The sequence below is a fragment of the Ensifer sesbaniae genome (assembly GCF_013283665.1).
Lineage (GTDB): Bacteria > Pseudomonadota > Alphaproteobacteria > Rhizobiales > Rhizobiaceae > Ensifer > Ensifer sesbaniae.
In genome coordinates this window covers 3,614,719-3,626,373 of the sequence record NZ_JABEKU010000001.1, presented here as the reverse complement: position 1 = coordinate 3,626,373, position 11,655 = coordinate 3,614,719, and the positions used below count along the sequence as shown (strand labels likewise).

The 11,655-nt window shown below is 61.4% G+C and carries 13 protein-coding genes; 3 read left to right on the top strand and 10 right to left on the bottom strand.

The annotated features are described in order from the left end of the window. Positions 1-255: 255 nt before the first annotated feature. The gene (locus BHMPCIPO_RS17570) at positions 256-852 is read left to right on the top strand and encodes a nitroreductase family protein (protein ID WP_173517957.1); all 597 of its coding nucleotides are present in this window, start codon (positions 256-258) and stop codon (positions 850-852) included. 60 nt (positions 853-912) lie between these two features. On the opposite strand, the gene gyrB is transcribed toward BHMPCIPO_RS17570, so the two are convergent. The 5 genes from gyrB to BHMPCIPO_RS17545 form a co-directional block, all read right to left on the bottom strand. Next, positions 913-3,348, bottom strand: a complete 2,436-nt coding sequence (gene gyrB / locus BHMPCIPO_RS17565) for a DNA topoisomerase (ATP-hydrolyzing) subunit B (RefSeq protein ID WP_173517956.1) — start codon at positions 3,346-3,348, stop codon at positions 913-915. A 135-nt stretch (positions 3,349-3,483) separates the two neighbouring features. Further along, positions 3,484-3,861 (bottom strand): helix-turn-helix domain-containing protein, encoded by a 378-nt coding sequence (locus BHMPCIPO_RS17560; protein WP_173517955.1) that lies wholly within the window; start codon positions 3,859-3,861, stop codon positions 3,484-3,486. Continuing rightward, positions 3,858-4,424 (bottom strand): Smr/MutS family protein, encoded by a 567-nt coding sequence (locus BHMPCIPO_RS17555; protein WP_173517954.1) that lies wholly within the window; start codon positions 4,422-4,424, stop codon positions 3,858-3,860. The genes BHMPCIPO_RS17560 and BHMPCIPO_RS17555 overlap by 4 nt, the downstream gene beginning before the upstream one ends. Continuing rightward, entirely contained in the window at positions 4,417-5,520 is a 1,104-nt protein-coding gene (gene mltA / locus BHMPCIPO_RS17550) for a murein transglycosylase A (protein ID WP_173517953.1), read from the bottom strand. Before mltA ends, BHMPCIPO_RS17555 begins: the two co-directional genes overlap by 8 nt. Before the next feature lie 15 nt (positions 5,521-5,535). Continuing rightward, complete coding sequence (locus BHMPCIPO_RS17545) at positions 5,536-6,240, bottom strand: Tim44/TimA family putative adaptor protein (protein ID WP_173518210.1); 705 nt, start codon at positions 6,238-6,240, stop codon at positions 5,536-5,538. 236 nt (positions 6,241-6,476) lie between these two features. On the opposite strand from BHMPCIPO_RS17545, the gene BHMPCIPO_RS17540 reads away from it, so the two are divergent. Continuing rightward, positions 6,477-6,983 (top strand): FxsA family protein, encoded by a 507-nt coding sequence (locus tag BHMPCIPO_RS17540; protein ID WP_173517952.1) that lies wholly within the window; start codon positions 6,477-6,479, stop codon positions 6,981-6,983. 171 nt (positions 6,984-7,154) lie between these two features. Further along, entirely contained in the window at positions 7,155-7,658 is a 504-nt protein-coding gene (secB, locus tag BHMPCIPO_RS17535; protein WP_173517951.1) for a protein-export chaperone SecB, read from the top strand. 60 nt (positions 7,659-7,718) lie between these two features. Here the strand turns inward: secB and dnaQ are convergent, their stop codons facing one another. From dnaQ to BHMPCIPO_RS17510, 5 genes are read right to left on the bottom strand one after another with little or no spacing between them, the layout of a single operon-like run. Continuing rightward, a complete protein-coding gene (dnaQ, locus tag BHMPCIPO_RS17530) occupies positions 7,719-8,423 on the bottom strand; it encodes a DNA polymerase III subunit epsilon (RefSeq protein ID WP_173517950.1) in 705 nt (234 codons plus the stop codon). Beyond that, positions 8,416-9,012, bottom strand: coding sequence for a dephospho-CoA kinase (gene coaE, locus BHMPCIPO_RS17525; RefSeq protein WP_173517949.1), 597 nt, complete (start codon positions 9,010-9,012; stop codon positions 8,416-8,418). The genes dnaQ and coaE overlap by 8 nt, the downstream gene beginning before the upstream one ends. After that, positions 9,012-9,869 carry a shikimate dehydrogenase gene (locus tag BHMPCIPO_RS17520; RefSeq protein WP_173517948.1) on the bottom strand — a complete coding sequence of 286 codons (858 nt, stop codon included), beginning with the start codon at positions 9,867-9,869 and terminating at the stop codon, positions 9,012-9,014. The genes coaE and BHMPCIPO_RS17520 overlap by 1 nt, the downstream gene beginning before the upstream one ends. Beyond that, positions 9,862-10,461, bottom strand: coding sequence for a Maf-like protein (locus tag BHMPCIPO_RS17515; protein ID WP_173517947.1), 600 nt, complete (start codon positions 10,459-10,461; stop codon positions 9,862-9,864). The genes BHMPCIPO_RS17520 and BHMPCIPO_RS17515 overlap by 8 nt, the downstream gene beginning before the upstream one ends. Positions 10,462-10,492: 31 nt before the next feature. Continuing rightward, on the bottom strand, positions 10,493-11,314 hold the full coding sequence (locus tag BHMPCIPO_RS17510; RefSeq protein ID WP_173517946.1) for a pyruvate, water dikinase regulatory protein: 822 nt from the start codon (positions 11,312-11,314) through the stop codon (positions 10,493-10,495). Between the last annotated feature and the right edge of the window lie 341 nt (positions 11,315-11,655).

Below are 11,655 nucleotides of genomic sequence, written 5' to 3'. Positions count from 1 at the left end.
ATCCGTCCTCTCTCAAAAATCTACAGAACTTATACAACTTTTTTCCTGGAAACGGCAATGACCCACGCGACCGTTTCTGCACTTTCCTGACGCGTACAGCTTACCGATCGCACGCACGTTTCCATGCTTCCGACCCGGTTTCATCCGCACCCGTCCTCATGTAGCGTCCGAAACGAATCGAGCCATAGGCGCCAGGACAGATCAGGCGCTGAAAAGCTGCTGAGGATTTAGAGAATACAGAGAAGAGGCATGTCCATGACGGCGACCGATAACAGAAAAGCCGACTATCCCATTGACGCCATGTTCCTTGAGCGCTGGTCGCCCCGCGCCTTCACCCACGAAGAGATCGAGGAACGCGAACTGCTTTCCTTCTTCGAAGCAGCTCGCTGGGCGCCCTCGGCAAGCAACCGACAGCCCTGGCGCTTCGTCTACGCCCGTCGCGGGACGGAACACTTCCCGGTGCTGCTCGACTGTCTCGACGAAGGCAACCAGCGCTGGGCGAAGAACGCGGCAGCGCTTCTGATCGTCATTTCGAGAACCCATAACCAGGCACAGAACGGCGAGATGCGCCCGGCCTATACCCATGCCTTCGACACGGGCTCGGCCTGGTACAGCCTTGCTTTGCAGGTTTCGCTTTCCGGCTGGCACGCCCATGGCATGGCGGGCATCGACCGCGACAAGGCCATGCACGTACTGAACGTTCCCGAACATTACCGGGTCGAGGCCGCCGTTGCGATCGGCCGGCTGGCCGATCCCTCGACGCTCCCCGACGATCTGCGCGCGCGGGAAATCCCAAGCCAGCGCAAGCCGGTCAGCGAGTTCGCCTTCGAAGGCCAGTTCAAGGGCGAATAACGAAAAAATCCCGGTGTCGCGCGGCACCGGGATCCCGATCGGTAATGATCTCCGGAAAGATCAGATGTCGAGGTTGGCGACGCTCAGCGCGTTCTCCTGGATGAAATCGCGGCGCGGCTCGACCTCGTCGCCCATCAGACGCGAGAACAGGCCGTCGGCATCGGTCGCATCGGCCACCCGGACCTGCAGCAGCGAGCGGACGTTCGGATCGAGCGTCGTTTCCCAGAGCTGCTCGGCGTTCATCTCACCGAGGCCCTTGTAGCGCTGCATCGACAGGCCCTTGCGGCCAGCCGCGAAAATGGCGTCGAGGAGCGCACGCGGTCCGCTGATCTCCTGCGTCCCGTCGCGGCGGCGCAGGACCGGCGGGGCGGCATAGACTTCCTTGAGCTTGGCGGTGAGCTGGTCGATGTAGCGGGCATCGGACGAGCCGATGAGCGCCATGTCGAGCACGGCGACTTCCTTGACGCCGCGAACCATGCGCTCGAGGCGGAGACCGCCTTCGGCCGTGACCGCACCGGCCCAACCGCGTTCGGTTTCCTCGGCGATGACGTCGAGGCGACGGGCAACTTCCGTGGCGACCGCCTCATAGGCGTCGCGCTGGCCGTTGAGCTCGACATTCAGCGCGCCGGCAATCGCCGCCTGCTCGACGATGGAGCGATTGTAGCGCGAGTGCAGCCCGTTCATCAGATTGCGCAGGCGGAGCGCGTCGTTGATGACTTCGCGCAGATCCTGGCCGGCGCGCACTTCGCCCGATTCCAGCTCCAGCGTCGCTTCTTCAAGGCCCATCGTGATCAGATAGTCTTCCAGTGCCTGCTCGTTCTTGAGGTACTGGGCCGACTTGCCGCGCATCACCTTATAGAGCGGCGGCTGGGCGATATAGAGATGGCCGCGCTCGATCAGTTCCGGCATCTGGCGGAAGAAGAAGGTGAGCAGCAGGGTGCGGATATGGGCGCCGTCGACGTCGGCGTCCGTCATGATGATGATCTTGTGGTAGCGCAGCTTGTCGGCATTGAACTCGTCCTTGCCGATCGAGGTGCCGAGCGCGGTGATCAGCGTGCCGATTTCCTGGCTCGACAGCATCTTGTCGAAGCGGGCGCGTTCGACATTGAGGATCTTGCCGCGAAGCGGCAGGATCGCCTGGTTTTCGCGCGAACGGCCCTGCTTGGCGGAGCCGCCTGCCGAGTCCCCTTCCACCAGGAAGAGCTCGGACTTGGCCGGATCGCGCTCGGAGCAGTCGGCAAGCTTTCCGGGCAGCGACGAGATGTCGAGCGCACCCTTGCGGCGCGTCAGTTCGCGGGCCTTGCGGGCGGCCTCGCGGGCAGCAGCCGCTTCGACCACCTTGCCGACGAGGATCTTGGCTTCGCTCGGATGTTCCTCGAACCAGGTGCTGAGCGCTTCGTTGACGAGGCTTTCGACCACCGGGCGCACTTCCGACGATACCAGCTTGTCCTTCGTCTGCGACGAGAACTTCGGATCCGGAACCTTGACCGAAAGAACGGCCGTCAGGCCCTCGCGGCAGTCCTCGCCCTGGAGCGTGACCTTTTCCTTTTTCGTAATGCCCGAGGAATCCGCGTAGGAGGTGACCTGTCGGGTCAGCGCCGCGCGGAAACCGGCCATATGGGTGCCGCCGTCGCGCTGCGGGATGTTGTTGGTGAAGCAGAGCACGTTTTCGTGGTAGCTGTCGTTCCACCACATGGCGACTTCAACGGTGATGCCGTCCTTCTCGCCACGAATGGCGACCGGCTTGTGCACCAGCGGCTTCTTCGCCCGGTCGAGATAGGCGACGAAGGCTTCAAGGCCGCCGTCATACATCATCTCGTCCTGGCGAATGTCGGAATGGCGCTTGTCCGTCAACATGATGCGGACGCCGGAGTTCAGGAAGGCGAGTTCGCGCAGACGGTGTTCCAGGGTCGAGTAGTCGAACTCGGTCTTGGAGAAGGTCTCGGCGCTCGGTAGGAACGTCACTTCGGTGCCGGTTGCGTCGCCTGCATCGCCTGTCACCGCAAGCGGGCCATCGGCGACCCCGTGGGTAAAGCTCATCTCGTGGATCCTGCCGGAGCGGCGGATCTTCAGTTTCAGCGAGACCGAAAGCGCGTTGACCACCGAGACGCCAACGCCATGCAGACCGCCGGAAACCTTGTAGGAGTTCTGATCGAACTTACCGCCGGCGTGGAGCTGAGTCATGATGACCTCGGCCGCCGAGACGCCTTCTTCCTTGTGGATGTCGGTCGGGATACCGCGGCCGTTGTCGGTTACCGTCACCGATCCATCCGGATTGAGCGACACCGTGACGATGTCGGCATGACCGGCGAGCGCCTCGTCGATCGCGTTGTCGACGACCTCGTAGACCATGTGGTGTAGACCGGAGCCGTCGTCCGTGTCGCCGATATACATGCCAGGCCGCTTGCGCACGGCATCCAGGCCCTTCAGCACCTTGATGGAATCGGCACCATATTCGGCGCTGGCGCCGGTTTCGGTCTCAGGAATATCGGTCATTCAGCTACGGGTCTTTCCAGGTTCTTCGGACATGGTGATTCGTTGCGAATCACGTCTCGGACGCCTCGTGGACTATAGAAAATTTGTCCACGGTTCCAAATCCCGGACCGCCAGGCAGCGGCCGGAAACAGGCATTCATCCCCTGTCATTATCAGGAAATGTGGCTTTTTCCAAAACATCTTCCAGGGCGCGGATCGTCTCTGGCGACAAAGCGCGGATTTGCTCGCTGAGCCGGTTGGCAAATGCGGTGTGCTCCGGCGTCAGGCCCGACGTGTCCAGCACGACCCTCGGGGCGGAGACATTGGCGATACGGAACAATTCCTCCGCCTCATCCCAGATGACGTTGAAGTAGCCTGCCACCCGCTGGAGAAAATCGAAGCTCGGCGCACCGCGCTTTCCGTGTTCGAGCGCTGAGAGATAGGCGGCAGAAACGTTGAGCGCCGCCGCCATCTGCTTCTGCGACACACCCTTCCTGCGCCTGAGTTCGCGCAGCGCCTCGCCAAAGGGCGTCATATCGCGCTCCCGCGGGTACGCGCCAACCGAACGTAGAGAGCGCCCTCTCCGCCATGGTTGCGGGCAGCCTGCTCGTAGGACGAGATCAGCGGCCGGAACTCAGGCAGGGAGAACCAAAGCGGCACAGCCCGTTTCAAAGCGCCGTCGCTACCGAACGAGGTGCCCTTGCCGGTGATGACGAGCACATGGCGCAGCCCCCGCTCATGCGCCCTCAGAAGAAACTGCAGCAGCAATCCATGCGCTTCGCTCTGGATCATGCCGTGCAGGTCGATGCGCGCTTCGAGTGTCAGGCGCCCCTTGGCAAGCTTACGCTTGACCGGCTGCTCAAGCGGATGATGCACTTTCTCGCCCGGCTTTTTCGTCAGTGTGATGCCCGGCGGCTCGACGGTACCGGTCGGTTTCTGTTGCTGCTTGGCTTTCGGTTCTTCCTGCGGCTTTGGCTGTTCGTCCTCGGCCAACATCTCCATCAGGTCGTCGAGCCGGCCCGGCATCGGTCTCGTCGAGCGGGCAACCTTGCCCCAGAGAATGCGATCTTCGGATGTGAGCTTCTTTTCCTTAGGCATGGCCGTATCGTGCCGCGGCGGCCCTCGGAACAAACACATAAAAATCCGCCGCGTTGCGGACCGCACCGGCCCGTTCGCCAGCCTCGAAGCCGGAACCGGTGAAGATGTCACCGCGCGCCGGTCCAACGATCGCCGAACCCGTGTCGAGCGCCAGCATCAGGCGCTGGAAGGGCTTTCCGTCGTCGAGGCGCGTCAGGCTCTCGCTCGCGATGTAGAAGGGCACGCCGAAAGTGTGGATGAGGCGATCCACCGCCAAGGAACGTCCCGGCTCGAGCGAGACCTTGGCGGCGGCGATCGGACCCAGGTGCTCGTCCTCGACCGCAGCCTCGCGGAAGAAGATGAACGACCGGTTGTGCCAGAGCACTTCATCGACATCGTCCGGGTGCCCCTCCAGCCAGGCACGGATGCTCATCATCGAGACGGTCGCGGCATCGATCTTGCCGCGTTCGATCAGCAACTTGCCGACCGGCGAGAAATAGTGGCCGGTCTTGGCGGCATAGGTCACGCGACGGCGCGAACCGTCCGGGAAAACGAGTCGCGCCGCACCCTGCACATGCACGAAGAAGACATCGATCTTGGATTTTGCATAGGCAATCTCCAGGCTGCGGCCGGCCAAATAACCCTGTTCGATGGCCCGCCTGTCCGGATACTCGCTGATCCGGTCACCGTCAGAAAGGCCAAAGGCGAAATAGGGATCCATGCCATCGGGTCGGTTGCTGTCGTCGATATCGACTAGGTCGGCCGGCCGCCGATAAAGCGGATAACGATAGGTTTCGTTCGCTTCAGCACGAACTTCGATTTCTGGTTCGTAGAACGCGGTCACGAATCCGGAACCGGCGTCCGGGCCGATTAGGAACGGCACGAAGTGCTTCTCGAAAAATGCCCGCGCGCCTTCAGCCGTATCGATGTCTGCCGACGAAGCCGAGAGCGCCGGCATCAGATCATCGACCGAGATCCCGAGCGAACCGGTGCGATAGGGCTTGACCGTCGAGACGTGCTTCTGACAGCGCCGCATCGCCTCGATCACCTTGGTCGGGTCGTCGTCCCGCCAGCCGGGAAGATCGTCGAAACTGACGGGTTCAAGTCGAAAGGACATGGCAGCCCCGTCCGCTCAGTTTTCGGATTCGGTGGCGATCAGTTTCCAGTTTGGATCCCGCGAACGGATGTCGCGTGCAAAAGTCCAGAGATCGTTGACCTCGGCGACCGACTCGGCATCGCCGTCGATCAGGCCACCTTGCTTGTCATAGGTCGCCGAAATCAGCTGGCTGACGATGCGCACCGTGATGTTTTCCTCGCTGTCCTTCACTTCGGCGTGAATGATGTCCGCCTTGTCGATGCCGACAAAGGTGGACTTGACAACTTCGCCCTTGCGCTCGCGATCGGTGATCGCCGCGTCGAAGCCTTCATAGACCTCGCGGGACAGCAGGTTCTTCAACGTCTTGCGGTCACCGTCAGCAAAAGCCATGACGATCATCTCGTAGGCCATCTTGGCGCCGTGGACGAATTCCTTCGGATCGAAGCTCGGATCAGCGTCGCTCAGCGACCGAAGCTGGGTATTCAGTGTCGTGCCCGCCTTGGCGAAGGTATCGATCGATTCGTAGCGCCCCGCTTGTTCGTCCGCATTCTCGCGCCGCGGCAACTGCACGACTTTGCCCTTGTCGCCGTTTTCCGGCCCCTGGCTCATATCACGCGGCGAGTAAGGATCGAACGGCGGCCGCTCGCTCCCTGTCCGACGGCCCAAGACGCTGCGCAGTTGCAGGAAGATGACCACCGCGGCGATCAGGAAAAAAAACGTGATGAAGTCGAAGGAGCCCATTTCCACCCGGAACCGCTGTTAGATTTTCTCGTGGCTATTTCCATATAGTCCGCAAGAATAGATCATTCAAATGGCGATGTCCGCACTCTTACGGCGTCGCGCGTCTTTTAAGATGCGCAAAGATCGCTGTGATCCTTCAGAGTTGCTGCATGCTTTTGCCCTGAAATCGGAGACGCTTTGAGGAAACATGCGGTAGAAGGGGTTCTGACACCAGGTTTCATTTTCGGGCAGCATCGATGCGTTCAATTCTTATCCCCCTCGTCATCCTCGGGCTCCCGCTCGCCGAAATCGCCGGTTTCGTCGTCGTCGGCCGAGAGATCGGGCTTTTGATGACGCTGCTTCTGGTGCTTGCAAGCGCATTTGTGGGTGTGATCCTGCTCAGGGTCCAGGGATTTGCCGTCATCCGCCGGATGCAGGATGCCACCCGCACCGGCAGTGACCCGGGCCGAGAGGTGATCGGCGGCGCCTTGTTGTTCGTCGCGGCGATCCTGCTCATCGTGCCGGGCTTCGTCAGCGACGTGATCGGGCTCCTCCTGTTTCTGCCCTTGGTCCGGAATGGCGTGGCCGCCTACCTGCGCAAGCGGATGACGATCGTGACCGCGGCATCCGGGGCGAACTGGTACCAACAAAACGACCCGCGAGAACCACGGCCCTCGCCGCGCGTCATCGACCTCGACGAAGGCGAATTCTCGCGGACGGACGACGAGGATCCGCCGCAAAACGGCGATCGCCATCGCCCCTGACCAAAAGAATGCGCAAACGGCACTCCGTCGCCCACATTCTGGAGCATTTTCCCGGCTTCGCGGTTTGGAGCAAAGGTACCCGCATCCGGCCGAACGGGCCGGGTCCGCAGGGTTGTAAGCCCCAGGCCGAAATGCTAGATGGCCTCACCGAATTGATGTCGAGGAACCCTTATGACGACTGATACCGCATCCAACGGCAACGGCAGCGCGCAGCAGAGCCCGTCGCTGAACATCCTCGCCCAGTATATCAAGGACCTTTCCTTCGAAAACCCGGGCGCTCCGCGTTCGCTGCAGGCTCGTGACAAGGCGCCGTCGATCAACATCAACGTCAATGTCAACGCCAACCCGCTCGCAGAGAACGATTTCGACGTCGTCCTGTCGCTGAATGCCGAAGCCAAGGACGGCGAACGGGTTCTCTTCAACGTCGAGCTGGCCTATGGCGGCGTCTTCCGCGTTGCAGGTTTCCCGCAGGAGCACATGCTGCCGCTGCTCTTCATCGAGTGCCCGCGCCTGTTGTTCCCGTTCGCGCGGCAGATCGTTGCCGACGCGACCCGCAACGGTGGCTTCCCGCCGCTGATGATCGACCCGATCGACTTCGCGCAGATGTTCGCGCAGCGCATGGCCGAAGAAAAGGTCCGTGCCCAGGTTTCGAGCGCGAACGAAACCGCGAACTGATCAAAATCCAGAACGCTGGAGCAAAGAAGCCCGGTTCGCGCCGGGCTTTTTTGATGCCTATTATTCCTGGGGTTCGTATTTTGCCCAGATCGCCTTGGCGCCGATCTTCGCGATCAGCGCAGCGTGCGCCGCAAGATCGTCCTGCGACAGCCGGCTCGGCAGCGGACGCGGACGCTGGCCGATGACGATCGGCGCATCATCGAGTTCGATCGACTGCCCGGCCGATTTCGTCGAGACAAGGCCGAGCGCAGCCTGCCGACCGCCGATCATCTCGATATAGACTTCGGCCAAGAGTTCGGAGTCGAGAAGAGCGCCGTGTTTCGCGCGATGCGAATTGTCGATGCCGTAACGACGGCAAAGCGCATCGAGCGAGTTCGGCCCCATCGGGTGCTTGCGGCGCGCAAGCGCCAATGTGTCCGTCACCCGGTCGACAGCAATCGGCGGCAGTCCCAGGCGGGCGAACTCGGCGTTGACGAAGCCCATGTCGAAGGTGGCGTTGTGCGCGACCCAACGCGCATCACCGAAGAAATCGAGGATCTCGTCGACGACATCGGCGAAGGGCGGTTTGTCCTTCAGGAATTCGTCGGTGATGCCGTGGATGGCGAGCGCGTCCGGGTGAACCTTGCGGCTGCCGGGATTGATGAAGATGTGCAGCGTGCGGCCGGTCGGAAACTGATTTTCGAGCTCGACACCGCCGATTTCGATCACGCGGTCCTCGCGATTGTCGAGGCCTGTCGTTTCCGTATCGAAGATGATCTCACGCATCCGTGTCTCCGTTGCTGGCTGCGAGCTCGTCGACGACCGCCTTCACCTGGCCGCGGGTGACGTCGAAACTGTCGCTGGTATCGATGATGTAGTCGGCGCGTTTACGCTTTTCGCTGTCGGGCACCTGCCGTGCAAGGATCATCGCGAGTTTTTCCTCGGTCATTCCCGGGCGCTTCAACGCTCTTTCGCGCTGGAGTTCGGCCGAGCAGGTGACTACCACGACGCGGTCGACCCGCTTTTCCGCACCCGTTTCAAACAGCAGCGGGATGTCCAGGACGACAAAGGGCGCGCCCGCGTTCTTCGTTAGGAATTCCTGTTCCTTCTTGCGCACGAGCGGATGAACGATCGCCTCGAGTTCAGGCAGCCGTCCCGGCGCCTCCATGAGCTGGCGCGACAGTTCGGCGCGATCGACCTCGCCGTCTTTCGTCGTTCCGGGAAAGGCCGCCTCGACCGGCGTAACCGCCTCGCCGCGATAAAGTTCGTGCACGACCTCGTCGGCATCGTTCACCGGAACGCCGAAATCACGGAACATCTGGGCCGTCGTCGACTTGCCCATGGCGATCGATCCTGTCAGGCCGAGGATCATCATCAGTGCCTGTCCATATCATCGATGATGCGCTGTCGAAGCGCGGCATCGACCGTTGGCCGACAGCCAAACCAGAGCTCGAAGCCGGGCACGGCCTGATGCAGAAGCATGCCCAGGCCGTCGACGATCGCAAGACCTTGCGCCTCCGCCTGGGCCAGGATCGGCGTCTTCAGCGGAACATAGACGATGTCCGTCACGACCGCGCCGGAAGCCATGATGCCGAAATCGATCGCCAGCGCTTCGCTGCCGTCCATGCCAAGGGAAGTGGTGTTGATGAACAGGCCTGCACCCGCCATCACCTCCTTGAGCGCGCCCATGGGATGCGCTTCGACCGACGGTCCGAAACGATCGGCGAGCTCCTTCGCCCGCTCGACCGTCCGATTGACAACATGGATCGTCTTGATGCCGCGATCACGGACCGCCTGGATGACCGCGCGGCTGGCGCCGCCGGCGCCGAGGACAACGGCGGTCGACGTCTTGTCCCAGCCGACGGCCCGCTCATCGAGATTGGCAACGAAGCCGCGGCCATCGGTGTTGGTGGCGCGAACCTCTCCATCTTCAACCCAAAGCGTATTGGCGGCGCCGAGCTCCTGGCTCAGTTCATCGGGTCGATCCGCCAGGCGACAGGCGAGTTCCTTGTGCGGGATGGTGACATTGCCGCCGCAGAAGCCGGACGTTCCGTCCTTGAGGCTTGCAATGAAGCCGCCGAAATCTTCCGGACGTACCTCATGGGCGCGATAGCTGCCGGGCAGACCGAGCTGTTTCAGCCAATAGCCGTGGATCAGAGGCGACCGGGAATGCTTGATCGGATAGCCGGTGACGAAGGCGTGGTTAACAAATGTTTCACGTGAATCACGCATCGATCGTTCCCAGTTCACGAAGTTTGGCGAGCAGCGGCAGCATCGGAAGACCGAGGATGGTGAAATAGTCGCCCTCGATCTTTTCGAAGAGCTGGATCCCCTCGCCTTCCAGTTGGTAGGCGCCGACGCTCGAAAGTGCCTTTTCGCCGACACGCTCCAGGTGGCGCCTGACGAAGTCTGCCGTCAGCGGCCGCACGGTCATGTGCGCGGAAGAGACGTGCCGCCAGACAACCTCTTCGCCGCGCAACAGCACGATGGCGCTGTTCAGGCGATGGGTCTTGCCCGACAGCGAAAGCAGATGCTGTGCCGCTTCCGCCATGTCCTTTGGCTTGTGATAGACCCGCGCTCCTAAGGACATGGTCTGGTCCGAGCCGATCACCAGCGCGTCGTCAAAATGCCTGATGACGTCGCGCGCCTTTGCCTCCGCCAGCGCGAGCGCTACGGTTTCGGGCGCAACACCGGCTTCTTCGAGCGGCTTTTCCAGCGCCCGTTCATCGATCTTGGCAGCCTTCGCCTCGAAAACGAGGCCGGCATTTTCCAGGAGCGCACGGCGAAACCGGCTTGCCGAGGCCAGGACGAGCAAAGGATTCATCAAGCAGGTTCCCGTATTGTTCGATTCGGGTCTAGCGCAGACGCGGACGCAGGGCAACGATGGCCGCCGCGGTTTCCTCGATCGAACGGCGGGTAACATCGATGACCGGCCAGTTGTTGCGGGCGCAAAGTGACCGGGCATATTTCAGTTCCTCGGTAATCGAGGCCTTGTCCGTATATTGATCACCATGGAACCCTTGCGTCGTTCCGAGTACCCGGTGCTGGCGCACTTGTGAGATGCGGTCGGCGGTGGCGATCAGACCGACGACGAGCGGCTTCGTCGCCTCCATCAATCTGTCCGGCAACGGCACGCCGGGGACGATCGGAATGTTGGCGGTCTTGATGCCGCGGTTGGCGAGATAGATGCTGGTCGGCGTCTTCGACGTCCGGCTGATGCCGACGAGAACGACATCGGCCTCGTCGAAATCGGCAGGCAACTGACCATCGTCGTGGTCCATCGTAAAGTTGAGCGCATCGATACGGGCGAAGTATTCCGCATCCATCACATGCTGGGCGCCGGAGCGACGGCGCGAGGGCGATCCCAGATAGGACTGGAAGAGGTCGATGATCGGGTCGAGCACCGAGACACAAGGGACACCCATGTCGCGGCAACGCCGGTCGATGATATCGGCGAGTTCCCGGTCGACAATCGTGTAGAGCACGATGCCGGGCGCGCCATCGATCGCATCGAGAACCTGCAGCAATTGTTTGCGGTTGCGGATCAGCGGATAGACATGTTCCAGCGCATGGGAACTCTGGAATTGAGCCGCTGCCGCGCGCCCTGCGGCGATCAGAGTCTCACCGGTCGAGTCCGAAATCAGGTGAAGGTGGAAGTAGTTTTTCTTGTTCTCCACGCAATTCTCCTGGTGCTGTTGATAAGCCGGGATGAAGAACAGCTAACGACGCGGTGCCGATCCAGGCAAGTGGAAAACAGCCGACTTATTCACAATTGGCGCAGCCGCGGAAAATGCTCCGCGGCAAATGTGGAAAAGACTCGCGGCGATGACAAAGTGTCACGCGTATCAACCGTTTGTCCACAAGCCCGGTCGAAATCTCTGTGTCGCTAATCGACTGAATCAAAAGGCCTTTATTCGCCTATCTGCACTGTTTTTCCAGATGGCGCAGTTGTTGTCCCGGCGCGCTTCATCCCGATCTGCAACCGTGGACAAGTTGGTGGGTTGTTTTAATCCTTGAT